This window comes from Streptomyces sp. SS8 (assembly GCF_054072955.1).
The window spans coordinates 1-15,700 of the sequence record NZ_JBSVCZ010000004.1; the positions used below are offsets into that span (position 1 = coordinate 1).

15 protein-coding genes and 2 pseudogenes are annotated in these 15,700 nt (G+C 69.9%); all 17 read left to right on the forward strand.

The genetic code is table 11. From position 1 onward, the window contains the following. Positions 1-425: 425 nt before the first annotated feature. The 17 genes and pseudogenes from ACW69E_RS05285 (at position 426) to ACW69E_RS05365 (ending at position 15,685) form a co-directional block, all read left to right on the forward strand. Positions 426-1,718 (forward strand): annotated as a pseudogene (locus ACW69E_RS05285) (IS256 family transposase). Between the two features lie 219 nt (positions 1,719-1,937). Continuing rightward, positions 1,938-3,095, forward strand: a complete 1,158-nt coding sequence (locus ACW69E_RS05290; RefSeq protein WP_457497004.1) for a polymorphic toxin-type HINT domain-containing protein — start codon at positions 1,938-1,940, stop codon at positions 3,093-3,095. Positions 3,096-5,031: 1,936 nt separating this feature from the next. Next, positions 5,032-5,952, forward strand: a complete 921-nt coding sequence (locus ACW69E_RS05295; RefSeq protein ID WP_457497221.1) for an alpha/beta hydrolase — start codon at positions 5,032-5,034, stop codon at positions 5,950-5,952. A gap of 340 nt (positions 5,953-6,292) precedes the next feature. Continuing rightward, the gene (locus ACW69E_RS05300; RefSeq protein ID WP_457497005.1) at positions 6,293-7,072 is read left to right on the forward strand and encodes a serine/threonine protein kinase; all 780 of its coding nucleotides are present in this window, start codon (positions 6,293-6,295) and stop codon (positions 7,070-7,072) included. Between the two features lie 5 nt (positions 7,073-7,077). Next, the gene (locus ACW69E_RS05305; RefSeq protein WP_457497006.1) at positions 7,078-8,448 is read left to right on the forward strand and encodes a serine/threonine-protein kinase; all 1,371 of its coding nucleotides are present in this window, start codon (positions 7,078-7,080) and stop codon (positions 8,446-8,448) included. A gap of 26 nt (positions 8,449-8,474) precedes the next feature. Continuing rightward, positions 8,475-9,334 (forward strand): annotated as a pseudogene (locus ACW69E_RS05310) (IS630 family transposase); the annotation flags it as partial. Between the two features lie 834 nt (positions 9,335-10,168). Further along, positions 10,169-11,296, forward strand: a complete 1,128-nt coding sequence (locus ACW69E_RS05315; RefSeq protein WP_457497007.1) for a DUF4185 domain-containing protein — start codon at positions 10,169-10,171, stop codon at positions 11,294-11,296. Positions 11,297-11,381: 85 nt separating this feature from the next. Continuing rightward, positions 11,382-11,819 (forward strand): tyrosine-type recombinase/integrase, encoded by a 438-nt coding sequence (locus ACW69E_RS05320; protein ID WP_457497222.1) that lies wholly within the window; start codon positions 11,382-11,384, stop codon positions 11,817-11,819. Positions 11,820-12,252: 433 nt separating this feature from the next. Next, positions 12,253-12,762 carry a DUF6907 domain-containing protein gene (locus tag ACW69E_RS05325; protein ID WP_457497008.1) on the forward strand — a complete coding sequence of 170 codons (510 nt, stop codon included), beginning with the start codon at positions 12,253-12,255 and terminating at the stop codon, positions 12,760-12,762. After that, a complete protein-coding gene (locus ACW69E_RS05330) occupies positions 12,759-13,067 on the forward strand; it encodes a hypothetical protein (RefSeq protein ID WP_457497009.1) in 309 nt (102 codons plus the stop codon). The genes ACW69E_RS05325 and ACW69E_RS05330 overlap by 4 nt, the downstream gene beginning before the upstream one ends. Next, positions 13,064-13,267 (forward strand): hypothetical protein, encoded by a 204-nt coding sequence (locus ACW69E_RS05335; protein WP_279948210.1) that lies wholly within the window; start codon positions 13,064-13,066, stop codon positions 13,265-13,267. The genes ACW69E_RS05330 and ACW69E_RS05335 overlap by 4 nt, the downstream gene beginning before the upstream one ends. After that, positions 13,264-14,283 (forward strand): conjugal transfer protein, encoded by a 1,020-nt coding sequence (locus tag ACW69E_RS05340; RefSeq protein WP_457497010.1) that lies wholly within the window; start codon positions 13,264-13,266, stop codon positions 14,281-14,283. Before ACW69E_RS05335 ends, ACW69E_RS05340 begins: the two co-directional genes overlap by 4 nt. Then, positions 14,280-14,603, forward strand: a complete 324-nt coding sequence (locus ACW69E_RS05345) for a hypothetical protein (RefSeq protein WP_457497011.1) — start codon at positions 14,280-14,282, stop codon at positions 14,601-14,603. Before ACW69E_RS05340 ends, ACW69E_RS05345 begins: the two co-directional genes overlap by 4 nt. Positions 14,604-14,688: 85 nt before the next feature. Then, a complete protein-coding gene (locus ACW69E_RS05350) occupies positions 14,689-14,898 on the forward strand; it encodes a hypothetical protein (RefSeq protein ID WP_457497012.1) in 210 nt (69 codons plus the stop codon). A 68-nt stretch (positions 14,899-14,966) separates the two neighbouring features. Next, positions 14,967-15,170 (forward strand): hypothetical protein, encoded by a 204-nt coding sequence (locus tag ACW69E_RS05355; protein WP_457497013.1) that lies wholly within the window; start codon positions 14,967-14,969, stop codon positions 15,168-15,170. 33 nt (positions 15,171-15,203) lie between these two features. Then, the gene (locus ACW69E_RS05360; RefSeq protein WP_457497014.1) at positions 15,204-15,365 is read left to right on the forward strand and encodes a hypothetical protein; all 162 of its coding nucleotides are present in this window, start codon (positions 15,204-15,206) and stop codon (positions 15,363-15,365) included. Next, on the forward strand, positions 15,362-15,685 hold the full coding sequence (locus ACW69E_RS05365) for a hypothetical protein (RefSeq protein ID WP_279948205.1): 324 nt from the start codon (positions 15,362-15,364) through the stop codon (positions 15,683-15,685). Before ACW69E_RS05360 ends, ACW69E_RS05365 begins: the two co-directional genes overlap by 4 nt. The last annotated feature ends 15 nt before the right edge of the window (positions 15,686-15,700 follow it).

Genomic DNA, 15,700 nt, shown 5'->3' on the forward strand with positions numbered 1-15,700 from the left:
GCGCGACTTGGCCGACTTCATCGGCTGAACCCGAGTGCCGGTCGCGGAACGCGACCGACCGAGCACCCCGGCTCCGCCGTGAACCGGCCTCGGCTGAATTTCAGCGAGCGTCGGGAAGCACCGGCGCTGTTCGGCGTCCCTGACCGGTCCCGCGCCGTGTGTCACGGCCGCAGACGGACGCGCCTCCCCCGACGGACCTGTCCGCCCGGCCTCCGGCCCCTCAGAGGGTCTGTCAAACGTTCGGCTCTGGCCCGTAGTCGGTGGTGACACCGAGTAGCTGTCAGGACAGGAGGATGCGGTGCCGGAGGAGGTCGAATCCGGCGCGTTTGTGTATCTGTCTCATGATCCTCTTGGTGCGGGTGTTGGCGCCTTCGGTGGGGACTGCAAGACGTTCGGTGTAACTCCTGATCAAGGAAGATGCACCGATGACCAGTGAGAGCGTGACCGAGCCCGAGACCGTCAGGGCCACTGAGCCGCAGCCGTCGAAGGCCGTGGACGACCGGCTGATCGACGAGCTGGTGGGGCGGGCCCAGGCCGAGGGCCTGCGGCTGACCGGCGAGGGCGGGCTGCTGCAGCAGCTGACCTAGCGGCTGCTGGAGTCCGCCCTGGAGGGCGAGATCACCGACCACCTCGGCCACGACAAGCACGAGGCGGCCGGGAAGAACGGCGGCAACTCCCGCAACGGGACCCGGGCCAAGACCGTGCTGACCGATGTCGGCCCGGTGGAGACAGCCGTGCCCCGCGACCGTGAGGGCTCCTTCGAGCCGAAGATCGTCAAGAAGCGGCAGAAGCGCCTGACCGGCGTGGACGAGATGGTGATCTCCCTGTCCGCGAAGGGTCTGACCACCGGCGAGGTCCAGGCCCACCTGGCCGAGGTCTACGGCGCCGAGGTCTCCCGGCAGACGATCTCCACGATCACCGACAAGGTTCTGGACGGCATGGCCGAGTGGCAGAACCGGCCGCTCGATGCCGTCTATCCGGTGGTCTTCATCGACGCGATCCACGTCAAGATCCGGGACGGCGCGGTGGCCAACCGGCCGATCTACGTGGCCCTGGCGGTCACCGCCGAGGGTCGGCGGGAGATCCTGGGGCTGTGGGCCGGCGACGGCGGCGAGGGCGCCAAGCACTGGCTGCACATCCTCACCGAGCTCAAGAACCGCGGCGTGGGCGATGTCCTCATGCTCGTCTGTGACGGCCTCAAGGGCCTACCGGACGCGGTCGAGACCGGCTGGCCGAAGACGATCGTGCAGACCTGTGTGGTCCACCTGCTGCGGAACTCCTTTCGGTACGCGGCCCGCCAGGACTGGGACAAGATCGCCAAGGTGTTGAAGCCGGTCTACACGGCGGCGACCGAGGAGGCCGCGCTGGAGCGGTTCGCCGAGTTCGCCGACACCTGGGGCCGGAAGTATCCGGCGATCGTGCGGCTGTGGGAGAACGCCCGGGAAGAGTTCACGCCGTTCCTCCGCTTCGACACCGAGATCCGCCGCATCGTCTGCACCACCAACGCGATCGAGTCGGTCAACGCCAGGATCCGGCGGGCGGTCAAGGCCCGCGGACACTTTCCCGAACGAGACCGCCGCACTGAAGTGCGTCTACATGGCCGTCATGAGCCTGGCCCCCACCGGCCGGGTCAGGCCCGCTGGACCAGCCGCTGGAAGACCGCACTGAACGCCTTCGACATCACCTTCGACGGCCGACTCTCCGCAGCCCGCCGGTAACCCCAACCACCCTGGTTGCACCGCTCGTTCGACAGACCCCGGGCGGCCTCTTCGAGGGGGGCATGGACTGGCTCGGCCAGCGGCTGTCCGGCCGCAAGGTCGACTGGGGCAGCGTGGCGACCTCGGCGGCCACGGGCTGCGCGTTCGGCATGCTGGGCGCCCGCATCGGACCCAAGCAGTGCCTGCGCCAACAGCTTCACTCCCGACACTCCGGTCCTGATGGCCGACGGCACCCGCAAACGCATCGAGGACGTGGAAGTCGGCGACGAGGTCCTCGCCATCGATCCGGAGACCGGCGAGAGCGGCCCCCGGAAGGTCACCGCCCTGATCGAGGGCACGGGGGTGAAACACCTGATCGACCTCACCGTCGACACCGACGGACCCGCCGGCACGGCAACCGGCACCCTCACCGTCACCGACGGCCACCCCTTCTGGGTTCCCTCCCTGCACCGCTGGGTGGACGCCGCCGATCTCCGGCCGGGGCAGTGGCTGCGGACCTCCTCCGGCACCTGGGTCCAGATCACCGGGGTGAGTGCCCGGACCCAGCGGACCACGGTCCACAACCTCACCGTCGACGATCTGCACACGTACTATGTGCTGGCGGGCGCCACACCGGTCCTCGTCCACAACTGCAACGCATCGCTGGCGGAGTACGCAGACAGTCTGCGTCCGGGGTTCAATAAGGTAGACGGTCCTTTCTTTGCGGCGAAATACACCTCTCCGTCAGGGCGAACCTATTTCGGTCATTCAGGTCATGGCCTGACTCCAACTCCTGGTGGGGAAGTGGATTCGCTTGTTCGGCGGTTCACGCCGGAAGGCGGCCGTTACCATGCGGGATGTGCTGAGACGATGTGCCTCATTCAGGCTGAGGCCGCCGAGGGTGCCGCTGGGGTCAGAGGAGGGGCGTTCGAAGTGGTGAAGGTCAGAGGATTGAACTCTCCGCCGGGGGCGCCCACGGCACTCCTGCCAGCCCGTGCCCAGCGGTCTGCCGCCCCAGACTGGATCATCAGGGAATCAGCTACTGAGGGAAATGATGTGAGTAGGCGGCACCTCCGAGTGAATCGCTTCGGTTTCGCCGAATACGAAGATATGATTGAGATTTCCAGAAATGTGGACATCTCTGAACTGAAAGGCGTCCTCGAATCAATCGTCGAGTTCGCCCTCTCGGAGGATTCCGATCTTATAGATTCACTATCGGACGGCGCTCAGTCGGACTTCATGGTTCCTTTGGGGGTGTCCGCGAGAATGCTGTCAGGTGGAGACTGTTCGGAGATTGAGTTTCTCTCTGCCGTCTGCACTGTGAGGTACTGCGCCGAGCCGCACTTGTCGGAATTTCCTGATGAGCTCGTGCAGATGCTATCTCGGCTGCCTCGGTAGCGACAGAAAATCGAAAGCGTCGTCAGGTGTGTTCTGGCGGGGCCTTCGGGCGCTGGGACGGCAGTAGTTCGCCGCCATTGCCGTGTGTGGGTCAGGATCGGTCGAGGGCGTTTTCGAGGGCAGTCATGACTCCGCATTGGAGGCGGGGGCGTACGTGGACGTAGACGGTGGCAGTGATGCCGATGTGGGTGTGGCCCAACAGTTGGGTCTGGCAAACGTTCGGCTCTGTCTCACTTCCGGTTATTACGGAGCGTAAGAGTTGGGCGGCGTTGCTTGCAGAGAGTGCGGCCGGCACTCCGACCTCGGCAGTTCGAACGGAGGGCAGCACGCTGAGGTCGCTGAGCTTGGCGCGCCTCCCTCACGGACAGACGCCGAGCCGATCAGCCGGACCGGAGAACGACCGCTACGGTGCGCGGACCCGCAGGTTCTGGCCGACGGCCTGCTCATCATCACGGTTCCTGTCCGTCATCACCGGAAGTGAGACGGAGCGGAGGTGCTGCGACCACCCTGCGACCACCAGGGCCCGGAAACGGCGAAGGCCACTCCCGCCGTCCGGCGGAAGTGGCCCTGCGACCTGCGATATCGCTGGTCGGGACGACAGGATTTGAACCTGCGACCCCTTGACCCCCAGTCCAGCCGAAGGCCGCTTTTCCAGGGATGATCGCCGCTTTCCGGCCCGGCGCTGCGTGAGGAACGCCCCGGTCGTTCGGGTGCGCGCACACCGTGTGGTCCCCAGCCGGTCCCCAAGGAACCGTTGTACGAGGGCAGTTGGGGCCACGGCTCTGGACGCACTCTCCTGTGTGTTCCTCACAAGGAGCCTTCACGGTCCGGGTATGGCGCGAACGATGGACCCGGGCATCCCGCTGCGGTGGTGTTTCGGGCCTGAGCAATTTCAGCGACCGCAGCCGCTCCTCGCCCACCACTGGCCCTGGATCAGGCAGGTGTTCTCTCTCCGTCCAGGCAGACTGTGGGGGCTCCGCCCACCCCGTTTTCGAGCCCCCGCCGAGCCCCCGCCGAGCCTGCGTAGAGCCACGGCGTCTCCTCGCTCGAGGTCGACGATCGCCTGAACGGCCCCGAGGGATGCCTTGCAGCCGACCGCGACAGTTGACGCTGAGCTTGCGCAAACACGCACAGCGAAGCGTGCTGCCATGTGCCCGGGCCTGCCGGAACTGCGAGTTCGTGTGGATGTGAGCCCTCGAAGTCCCGGAACGTGAGGTGTGGAGGAAGCCCGGCGAGCAATGGGGTGGTGGAAGGAGACTGTTCGGCTGTGGCGCGGGTGAGTGGCGATTCCGTATCGAAACGTTGCTGTTCGTCCGGAGGATCGTGCTCCTCGGCAAGATGGAAGCTGGACGATCCGTAGGGAGCGGGTCGTGGTCAGGGGCGGACATGTATGGCAAGTACCCGGCGGCGTGTGGTCATCGCACAGGAACAGCGGGGCGTGGAGCTGGCGTACGAGTGCCTTGAACGGCGGCGGTCGGAGGAATCCGCGGTCGATGCGGCCTACCGCACGCACAACGATCGGCATCGCGCATGCCGCCCGGTCCCCGGAACGCAGACCAGGCCCAGCCCCCACAGCCGAGCGCGGGCCGATAGCCGCTCGCTCGGCTGTGCCAACCCCAGGGGCACTTCAGTGGCCGACGTTACCGTGAGAGATCAGTCGGATCGGCCCGTGGCCTCGGAGGGTGGCAGGCATGGGGGAAAGATCCAGAGACCAGCACAAACCGCGTGGTACGAGTGAACGCCCTTCGCGAGGCGAGCCTGTCAGTCCGTAAGGTTCCGGATTCCCCGCGGGGAAGCCCGCCGCTATTTTCCGAACCGCCCGTCACACCCCGGTCGGGCCGTTCTTCGTCATGCTTCCCCGCAGGAGGTCCCGTTGGTCGCACATCTCCCCACCCGCAGAAACATCCTCAAGTCCGCCGGCGGTCTCGGCGCCGCGATGGCGCTGGGCGCCGGAGGCGTACTCGCGGCGGCCTCGCCGGCCGCTGCGGTCGGCGACGGCTTCGGCCTGCGCATCGTGGACCGCAACGAGAGCGACCCCCGTTTGCGGTACTACCGGTTCCAAACCGAGGCCATCGGCTGGAACCCCGGCGTCAACGTGTTGCTGCCGGACGACTACCACCACAGCGGTCGCACCTACCCCGTCCTCTACCTCCTGCACGGCGGCGGCTCGGACTTCATCCAGTTCGACCGCCTGGGCATCCGGAACTGGACCGCGGGCAAGCGGCTCATCGTCGTCATGCCCGACGGCGGTAAGGCGGGCTGGTACTCCAACCCTGTCAGCTCCTTCGTCGGCCCCCGCAGCTGGGAGTACTTCCACATCAACCAGCTGCTGCCGTGGGTCGAGGCGAACTTCCGCACCTACGCCGAGTACAGCGGCCGTGCCGTGTCCGGGTTCTCGATGGGCGGCTTCGGCGCGCTCAAGTACACCGCCAAGTACTACGGCCACTTCGCGTCCGTCAGCTCCCACTCCGGCCCGGCCAGCCTGCGCCGCGACGCCGGACTCGTCACCCACTGGGCCAACGTCTCCTCCGCCGCCGTGGAGCTGGGCGGCGGCACCGTCTACGGCGCGCCGCTGTGGAACGAGGCCCGTGTGAGCGCCGACAACCCCGTGGAGCGGATCGAGAGCTACCGCCACAAGCGGATCTTCCTCGCCGCCGGCGTCAGCCCCGACCCGGTCAACTGGTTCGACACCGTCAACGAGACCCAGGTGCTCGCCGGACAGCGGGAGTTCCGCCATCTCCTGAACCGCGCCGGAATCCCGCACGAGGCACATGAACTGCCCGGCGGTCACTTCGTCCGCGAAGAGATGATGCGACGGGACATCGACGGCATCATCGGCCACCTGCGCAAGGCGTGACGGCGAGGCGTCCGGTGTTCCCGGGGTCCGGCGGCGCGTCGTGCTCGCGGCCGTCCCGGCCGACCGGGTCCACATCGCCCTCGCGGTGACCGTGGCCCGGCCGGAACCGGACGTGGACCCGGTTCCGGCCGGGCCACGGCAGGCAGACGGACCGCCCGGGCCGCCTGTGGCGACCGGGCCGTCGTACCCCTGCGACCGAGTGCGCCGTCCGGTGACCGGTCACCGCCCGACGCTCGTTGCTCCCGCCACCGAAGTGATCCACGTCACTCGACACGCCCCCGTATGCAGGAAGTAACGTTCAGTGTGTCTGGCAGTGGTCGGCACACGGAACGGGGGAGTGGTGAGCGGGATCGTGGTCCATTCGCCGGAGGGGGACGACGGCGGCCCGGTGACCCTACGACTCGGCCCGGGGGAGCGCGTGCTGTTCGGCCGCGGCTCGCCGGCCTCGCCTGTCGACCTCCGCCTCGCCGACGAGGCGGTCTCCCGCCTGGCCGGGGAGATCTGCGCGATCGATGACCACTGGCAGCTGAGCAACCTCAGCACTACCCACGGCTACCTGGTGGAGAATCCCGAGGGCGCGGGCGAGTACCTCCGGGTGCCACCACGCCGCGTCGGGGTGCCCATCCCGTTCGAGTTCTCCCGGGTGGTACTGCCCTCGCGTAGCGAAAGCCCTGTGTCCTTCCAGGTGTTCGCGCCCGACCATGTTTACCTGGATCCGCACGCGCTCGGCGGCTCCTGGGAGAGCCGCACCCTCACGGCGTACTCACTGGACGAGACCGCCACCTACTTCCTCGTGCTCATCGCGCTCTGCGAGCCATGGCTGCGGGACCGTTCACCGGTCGCCGTGCCGACCACGCCCCAGGTCGTCGAGCGACTCCGCGGACACACAGCCTGCACCAGGCTGACCGCCCGCGCGGTCAGTTCACACATCGACTACCTCGCGAACGAGAAGCTGCGGATCAACGTCCCCACCCCGGTCGGAGCCGACCGGGCGCGACGCAGGAACGGCAAACGCGAGGCGGTCGTCGGACTCGCTCTGAAGTTCGGGATCGTACGAGAGGAGCACCTCGCGCTGCTGCCGCCGCGCATCGGCCCCGCCGCGACGGACGGCGGGGTGTGACTCGGATGGTGCGCGACCGGGCCGCCTCGTGGGGCAGCGACTGGTCCGAACCACTGCCCCGGGGCTATCGGGTGGGGAGCTGGATCGTCGACGAGCCGATCGGTGCCGGCGGCTGGGCGACCGTCTACGCTGGACGCCCCGCCGACGCGGAGCGGGACGACGGGACAGCGGTCGCGCTCAAGGTCATGCCGACCGCCGGACTCGCGCCCCGCCAGGCGCGCAGGGTGGCCGAGGCGGCCCACCGCGAGGTCGTACTCGGCCGCACGGCCCGGCATCCGAGGCTCGTCGATGTTCTCGACTCCCTCGTCCTCCACACCCCGGACCGGCCATCCCTGGACGGCGCGATCGTCCTTGTCATGGAACGTGCCCGGTGCAGCCTGCGCGAACTGCTCGACACCAGGATCGACGAGGCCGAAGGCGCCCGAATCATCACCGGGATCTGCGAGGGACTCGCCCATCTGCACCGGTCCGGCTGGGTACACGGCGACCTGAAGCCCGAGAACATCCTCATCGGCCGGGACGGCGAGGTGCGGCTCTCGGACTTCGGGTTCGCCGTCGAACTGACCGGCACTCACGGTTACTCGGCCCCCATGGGCACCCTCGGCTACCTCCCGCCCGAACGCTGGAAGGAACCGCTCGGCGAACGTGGCGTGCTGGTCCGGCCCACCGCCGACATCTGGGCGCTCGGAATCGTGATCCACGGGGTGTTCGCCGCCGGCGCCGCGCCGTTCGGCGGTGCCACGCCGGCGGCGCGCGAAGCCGCCGTGCAGGAGTATGCCGAGGGGCGCACGGCCCTGCGGATGGACCCGGCCGTCCCGGAGTTCTGGCGCGCCCTCGCCGCCGACTGTCTCGCCCCCTGCCACGCCGCCCGTGCCCCGCACACGGCCGAGCGCCTCCTCGAGCGGATCCGTGGCCGGGATACGGGCCACGTCACACCTCGGCGGCCCCGCCTCCGCATCGCCCTCCCCACCCTCGCCGCGTGCGTCGTTGTGGCGGGCGGGACCGCGCTCTGGCCGTACGAGGAAGGCGACCGGTCCAGTGAAGGGACCACTCGGATCCGGGTGTTCAACGCCGAGCCGGAGTGCCAGAACCGCGCGGACCGCGACCGGCAGTGCAGCCTCGGCCTCGCGATCGACCCGCTGCTTCCGTACACCCCGGAAAACGTCGTACCGACTCGGGTGTGGCACGGTGACGTCCTCGACGCCGACTGCCGGCTGACGGACGGCCTGCCCATCGTCGACGAGGCGAACCTCCGTTCCACGGCCTGGTTCCGGGTCCGCGTCCCGCGCGCGGCCCCGACGGACACCGCGTGGCTGCCGGCCGTCCGCGTGATGGACCATCCGGAACTCCCGCGCTGCACACACCCCGCGCGCTAGTGTCCTGAGTCTTTGGTCCGTCGTTGATCAGGACATGGGGCGTCCGGGGCCGGTTCGTGCGCCACCGTCTGGACGACCTCGGGGACGCACCCCGGCCGGGGCGGGCGCGCACGGTGGCCGACGAGCGGGTGGCCGAAGTCGTCAAGGCCACGCTGGAGACGGAGCCGAAGAACGCCACCCACTGGTCGACCCGGTCGCCGGTCGAGAGAGTCGGCCTCTCCCAGTCGACCGTTTCGCGGATCCGGCGGGCCTTCGGCCTGGCTCCGCACCGGGCCCAGTCGTTCAAGCCGTCCACCGACCCGTTCTTCAACAAGGTCCGACGACGTGGTCGGGCTCGGCCTGGACCCGTCCGAGCGGGCCTTGGTGTTCTGTGTGGACGAGAAGTCCCGGAGCCAGGCGCTGGACCGGTCGCAGCCGGTGCTGCCGATGATGCCCGGGGGGCCCGAGCGGCGCGGTCACGACTCCGTCCGGGCCGGCACCACCACGCTCTTCGCGGCGCTGGACGCCGCGACCGGCAAGGTCATCGGCTCCCGGCACCGCCGGCACCGCACAGCCGAGTTCAAGAAGTTCCCGGCCAAGCTCGACCGCGAGGTGCCGGCCGACCTGGGCGTGCACCTGATCTGCGACAACCACGGCACCCACAAACCGAGCCGATCAAGAAGTGGCTGCCGGCCCATCCCTGCTTCCACCTGCGCTTCACCCCGACCGGTTCGTCCTGGCTGAACCTGGTGGAGCGGTGGTTTGCCGAGCCGACCGCCAAGAGGCTCCGTCGCGGTGTCCACCGGTCCGTGCAGGCCCTCGAGCGCGACATTCGTGCCTGGATCGCCGACTGGAACGACGCCCCCGGCCGTAGGTCCGGACGAAGACCGCCGACCGGATGCTCTAAGTTCTCGCCGGGTACTGCCGACGGATCAAAGACTCAGGACACCAGAAGACCCATGAAGATCTTGGGCTCCGGCCCCGCCGTCCAGGCGGCGGGGCCAGACTCCTTCTTGCGGTGATGGGGGAATGGGCCGGGGAGAGTGTCTGTCCGTGAGAGCGTGGCGCGACAGACTCGGCGACTCCGATGCGCCGCATCAGCCTCGAAGCATCGAGGTCAGAGCACCGACCGCACCCTCTGCAAGGCAGAGGTGCCCCACGCTCACAATCTGTCACCACCGAATGTGAGACAGAGCCGCTCATGTGACAGTCCCTTCCCCCGCTTACTTCGAAGGCACTCTTTACACGCGTAGACCCCCTGTGCCTAACTGATGACGCGCGCACGTCAAAGCACGGAACAGCGCGGTTCTGCTCAGGCGGCACCGGCCGACGTCACCTCCTCCCCTCGTCCTCACATGCGTACCGGAGGCAGTTCATGCTCTCGTCCCCAGCCGTTCGACCGGTACCCGCAGACGGGCGCCCAAGGCGCTCGGCGTCCTCGTCGCGGCTCTCGCACTGACGGCGACCACCTTGTCCGGCGCCGCCGCGCCCGGCCCGACAAGGACCGCGTCAAGGTCAAGCCGGGCCAGGCGTACATGGACGTGGGCGCCCAGGTCCACGGTGACGCCCCGGCGGAGCCGCCGTCGATGGGCATCACGGCCCCGACCGACGGCGTCGTCGAGCCGGACTTTGAACTTCCTCCACAGTGACAACGACGTTCCCGTGGTCGCGCGCGGGGCGTCTTCGGTCCCTGGCTCCATACCGGACCGAACACTCATCCCCACGCCCAGAAAGGGCCCCCATGGATCTCAGCAGCCGCAGCGGCGCTCCCCTCGTCCCACAGCCTCATGACGGCATGTCCGGGATGAGCCGTAAGACCTTCCTACGGACGGCGGCCGGTGCCGCCCTCGGGGGCGCCGCTGCCCTGGGGGGCGCGGCGACCGCCCATGCCGGAGTGCAGGCCCTCCAGGTCACCAAGATCAAGAATCTCACCGGTCCGGGACTGACAACGGACTTCCGGATGGAGGCCACCGACCTCGGAATTCCGGTCCGCACCCCGGACGGTCGCACCCTGTGGATGTTCGGCGACACCTTCGAGCACGCCTATGTCGGCGGAGGTTGGTGGCGTTCTCCCGTAGCCTTGTGGTCGAGGACTTCGGACCTGAACACGGGTGTCACCTGGTCCGGTGCCGTCGGTGGTTCGGCGGCGCAGCAGTTGTGGTATTACGAGCACAACAACCCCGTCTTCTCCACAGTGTTGCCCTCGGACGTGATCACCATCGGCCGCACGATGTATCTGCACGCGATGGTCAACAAAGGGCTCGGCAACGTCGTTTGGACAGAAATCTGGCGCTCGGACGACTCCGGCGCGACCTGGACTCACACGGGAGCCAAGTTCCCCGCCGACCACCGTGGCGGCCTGTTCCAACTGCTGACCTGGGGCCTGGGCAACGACGGCTACGTGTACGTCTACTCCACCGGATTCCAGCGGGACAAGCCGATCATCCTGCACAGGGTGAGGCAAGACCGCCTCACCGACCTGAGCGCCTACGAACCATGGGGTTGGCGTGACGGCGTCTGGGCCTGGGGTAACTACCCGACGCCCATCCTGGAGGGCCGTTTCGGTGAGCTGTGCCTGCGCCCTCTCGGGGGGAAGTGGCTGCTGACCTTCTTCAACGCGGGCGACTACCGTATCGACGGCATCCTCATGAACTACCCGACATCCAATCTGTACACGGCCCACCGCAGGACGTTGATCTGGGGAGGAGCGTGGGGCCGTGAGGACGACTCCCACGTGGCCCAGCTCTACGGGGGTTACATCATCCCCGGTTCGACCCTGAGCGATCTCCACCTGTCCGTCAGTCAGTGGAACACGTCCGTCGGCTGGCCGTACCGTGTCATGCAGCATCGGATCCGCGGCTTCGTCTGAGCAGGGCGAGCCGAGGTGAACGCGGCGAGCGGCGGTACCGGCCGGTGCCGCCCCAGCAACACCGGCCACTGCGACACCCAGTGGGCTGGCGGACAAGCGCACCAAGGGCAAGACCGCCCGCCGCGTGCCGCTGATCGAGGAGGTGCGGCCGCTGGTCGCCCGGCGCCTGCCGGCCGCCGGCCCGGATCCGGACGCCCGGCTGTTTACCGGCCCGCGCGGTGGGCGGATCACCACCGCGGTGCTGCGGGACGCCACCCACTGGGACGAGGTCGTCATCCGGCTCGGATATGAGCACCTCCGGCGTCATGATCTACGGCACACCGGGCTGACGTGGATGGCCGATGCCGGGGTTCCGCTCCATGTGCTGCGGAAGATCGCCGGGCACGGCTCGCTGGCCACCACCCAGCGCTATCTGCACCCGGATCTGCGGTCGATCACCGAGGCGGGCCGCTCGCTCAGCGCCCACCTGTCGGTGGCAGCCGGCCCGCCGAAACCGCCGGGGACGGTGCGGCGGGCGTTGTAGTCGTTCCACCATCGGGAAGAGGTCGCCCCCGATCTTGGTCCCGGGCACATGTGCTCTGATCTGGGGTTTCTTCCGGGGGCTGGTCCCCAAGCGGTCCCCGGAGGGACGGCGGCACCCTTGACGGCCTGGTGTGCCGCTAGACGACGAGAGGCGCTCCGGCCTGGGATTTCTCCCCGGTCGGAGCGCCTCTCGACACTGTCGGGACGGCGGGATTTGAACCCACGACCCCTTGACCCCCAGTGAACGAGGAATCGTCCACACGGTCCATGCAGTACAGAGAGAGCGGCTAAAGCCCAGGTCAGGACTCCAAAGACCGGCCCTCATCGCAGAGTCCGTGAGACATCTGTGAGACGGCGCCGCCCGGTGCACCACCACCGGTACGGCGCCTGTGGCCGGACCCCTTCCGAAGCGAAGACACAAGGGAGTCCAGACCATGAGCAACAAGGTACAGAGTGCCGTCAACTCGGCCGATGAGCCGATCCCGTTCTTCCTCACCCCGAAGTCCGAGGCGCTGGCCGCGCCGGCCATCCCGGGCCCGCGGTCCGAGGCCGCCGGCCGGATGGTGCAGGCCCGTATCGGCGGCGCCCTGGTGACGATCCCGTGCCCCACCTGGTGCGTGGTCGACCACGTCGCCGACGACGCGGCGTTCATCCAGGACGTCTCGCACCACAGCCTGCCGATCTCGCTGCCCGCGCCGACGTTCGGCGGCGGCCAGGAGCAGACGGAGGAGATCCTGACCGCGGACGTCTCGCAGTGGCCGTTCTCCAGCGGGCACACCGCCGAGCCGTTCGTGTCGCTGGACGCCAGCGGCGACTCGCTGTGCGCCGAGCTGGCGCCCGAGGCGCTGGAGGCGTTCGCGGACCAGCTGGAGGCGCACGCCGACAAGCTGCGGCAGCTGGCCCGCCTGGCCGCCGTCGCGCGTACCGCCGGCGGTGCCCGGTGAAGCGGCTCCCGGCCGTTCAGACGGCCCGCCGGGTCCTGGAGGACGCGGCCGCGCTGGACTTCGCCGAGGACCAGGCGGCGCCCCGCATGGTGGGCCGCATGTCGGTGGTCATCGAGCGGCTGCTGGAGCTGCTGGAGGAGCAGCCGGCGGCCGAGCGGCTGGCGGTGCAGCACGGCGAGGAGCTGGCGAACCTGAACCGCGCGGTCGACGTGGAGCTGGGCGCCATCAAGGGCGCGGCCGAGCGGCTGGCCCGCTTCGAGACGGCCCGCCGGGTGCTGCTCGCTCCGAAGGGGGAGCAGCGGTGAGCGTGTCCCGCTACGTGGCGGTGCCGCGCCCGACCGAGTCCGCCGCCATCTCGGCGGCGGGCCGGTCGGCCCGGCCGCTGCCCCCGGTCGAGCTGCTGCTCGATGCCCTGATCACCGCCCACCGGTCCGGTGACCGGCACGGCGTGTGCCTGTCCGCGCACCGCGCGGTGCGGGCCGTCCTGAAGGAGGTGGGCGCGTGAACGCCCTGTCCGGCGGCCAGAAGGCCGTCCTGGGAATCGCCGGGGCCCTGATGCTGGCCACGGCCGGGATCGGCGCCTACGGCACGTACACCAACATCAAGGCCGAGTTCGGCAACGGCGCGACCGCCGCGGGCATGGTGGCGGCCGGTGAGGGGGCGACGCTGGTGCTCGCCCTGGTGATGGTCGGCGTGACCCTGCTGGGCCAGGGGTCGCCGGCGCCGGTTCGCATCGGCCTGTGGCTGGCCCCGGTGGTGGCCTCCATCGTGGGCCTGGCGGTCGCCGACAACGGCACCGAGGCGGTCATCTACGGGGTCTCCCCGATGGGCATGTGCGTGGCGGCCGAGGGGCTGGGGTTCTTGGCCCGGCGGATCGTGGTCTACCGCACCGGCACCGACGCCGAGGCGCAGCGCCGTAACGCCGAGGCCGTCCAGCAGCTCGCCTACCACCGGGCGGTGGCCGACGGGCACCCGGACGAGAAGGTCCGGCGGAAGGCGGAGAAGGCCGCGTGGAAGCTGGCGCGGAAGGTCGGTGTCGGTGATCTGGAGCTGGGGGCGCGGCTGGTGGCCGTGCAGCGGGAGCGGCTGACCGGCGGCGCCGACGCGGCGCTGGTGGGCATGTTCGGCGCGGCCGTGGCCCGTCCCGAGGTGACCGGTGAGGTGACCACCGAAGCGCCGGAGGTGACCATCTCGCGGGCCGACACCGAGCTGCCCGAGCCGGTCATGCCGCCGGTCGCCGAGCTGCCCGCGGTGCCGCTGCTGTGGGACGACATGGCCCGGCCCGAGGCGGCCGCCCAGGTGACCGCTTCGGTGCCCGCCGAGGCACCCCGGGAGGTGGTCACCGAGCGGGTCGTGCTCACCCCGGCCGACCTGCGCCGGGAGGCCCGGAAGCTGCACCGGGAGGCGGTCAGGTCGACGCGGCGGCCGGTGACCATCAAGGCCCTGCAGGACGCCCTGTCCCTCTCCCGCCGGGAGGCGACCGAGCTGCGCCGTGAGGTGCTGGGGGAGGAGCGGTCATGAGCGACGTGGAGAAGGCCGCCGCCGAGGCGGTGCAGGCCGCGCAGCAGTCGGAGCAGTACGCGCTGCTGCTGGCCGCCGTCCAGGCCGCCCAGGCGCAGCAGCAGGCCCCGTGCCAGCACGCGCACCCGGCGCCGGCGCCGCGCCCGTCCAGCGCGGGGAAGTGGGTGGCCGCCGGGGTCGGTGGCTCGGTCTTCCTGCTGGCCGTCGCCGTCTCGGCGGTCGCGGTCGCCGTGTCGGCCGTGGCGCTGACCGTGTGCCTGCTGGTGCTGCGGTCGGTGTGGCAGGACATCCGGGCCGAGCGGGAGGAGCGCCGCGGCTGACGGCTGCCTGTCCGGCCCGCGCCACCACGGGCGGGCCGGGCGGGGAGCTGGGACAGCCCCGGCCCAACCACCGAGAGGAACCCACATGTCCCGCATGAAGAGGCAGGCCGAGCAGAACCGCACCGCCGCGAAGGAGCTGCGGGAGCGCAGCCAGGGCAAGTCGACGGCCGCTCGCGACCGCGCCGAGCGGCAGGCCACCGACCTGGAGAACCGCGCCGCCGAGCTGGAGTCCGGCCGCGTCACCGACGTCACCGACCAGGTGCTGAGCCTGTGGTCCTGGGCCCGCGGCCGCTGACCATCCACCCCTGACCGGCCGGGCCCGCACCGGGCCCGGCCACCCCCACCACCGAGAGGAGCCCGCTGATGGGCCTGTTCCGCCGCAACAACTCCGCCCGGTCCGCGTACACCACCGAGGCCACCACCGACCCGGAGACCGGCCAGCCCGCCGTCGGCTTGCGGTCCGGCATGACCGGCGGTCACATCGTGTCCTTCCACGGCACCAAGGCCGAGGCCGAGAAGGCCGCCGACCGGCTCGCCGCCCAGTGGGACAAGCTGCCCCGCCGCTGACCACCCGACCACCCACATCTGAAGGAGACCGTCATGGATTCGCTCGACTACCGCGCCAAGGCCGAGGAGCTGCTGAGGAAGGCGCCCAGCGAGCAGGGCGAGCTGCACGACCGGTACGTGACCCGGGCCGCCGTCTGGGCCCAGCTCGCCCAGGCCGCCGCCATCACCGAGACCGCGGCGAAGGAGGAGCGGTGAGCACCCCGACCCGCATCTACACCCCGGCCGAGCGCCGGCGGCGGGCCGCCCTGGTGGCCCGCGGCACGCGGCAGGCGTTCGCCGACGCCGTCGACCCGCGCATCCAGCGGCAGCTGGACGCCATCGACGCCGCGGCCGCCGACCGGGCCGCCCGTGAGCAGGCCGCGCTGCAGCGGCAGCTCGAGGAGGCGAAGAACGACCTGGCCACCGCCCGCGCGGCCGAGAAGGCCGCGGCCCGTGAGGAGCGCACGGCCGCCAGGACCGCGCGGAAGGCGGCCGAGGACCGGCTGAGGCGCTGCGAGAGGGCGCTGCGCCGGTAGAGACCCCCGGGGCGG

Excerpts from the sequence above, each read along its gene's own strand:
- ACW69E_RS05290 (WP_457497004.1), top strand. The coding sequence starts at position 1,938 with ATGGCCGACGGCACCCGCAAACGCATCGAGGACGTGGAAGTCGGCGAC.
- ACW69E_RS05295 (WP_457497221.1), top strand. The coding sequence starts at position 5,032 with ATGGCGCTGGGCGCCGGAGGCGTACTCGCGGCGGCCTCGCCGGCCGCT.
- ACW69E_RS05305 (WP_457497006.1), top strand. The coding sequence starts at position 7,078 with ATGGTGCGCGACCGGGCCGCCTCGTGGGGCAGCGACTGGTCCGAACCA.
- ACW69E_RS05315 (WP_457497007.1), top strand. The coding sequence starts at position 10,169 with ATGGATCTCAGCAGCCGCAGCGGCGCTCCCCTCGTCCCACAGCCTCAT.
- ACW69E_RS05325 (WP_457497008.1), top strand. The coding sequence starts at position 12,253 with ATGAGCAACAAGGTACAGAGTGCCGTCAACTCGGCCGATGAGCCGATC.
- ACW69E_RS05345 (WP_457497011.1), top strand. The coding sequence starts at position 14,280 with ATGAGCGACGTGGAGAAGGCCGCCGCCGAGGCGGTGCAGGCCGCGCAG.
- ACW69E_RS05350 (WP_457497012.1), top strand. The coding sequence starts at position 14,689 with ATGTCCCGCATGAAGAGGCAGGCCGAGCAGAACCGCACCGCCGCGAAG.
- ACW69E_RS05355 (WP_457497013.1), top strand. The coding sequence starts at position 14,967 with ATGGGCCTGTTCCGCCGCAACAACTCCGCCCGGTCCGCGTACACCACC.
- ACW69E_RS05360 (WP_457497014.1), top strand. The coding sequence starts at position 15,204 with ATGGATTCGCTCGACTACCGCGCCAAGGCCGAGGAGCTGCTGAGGAAG.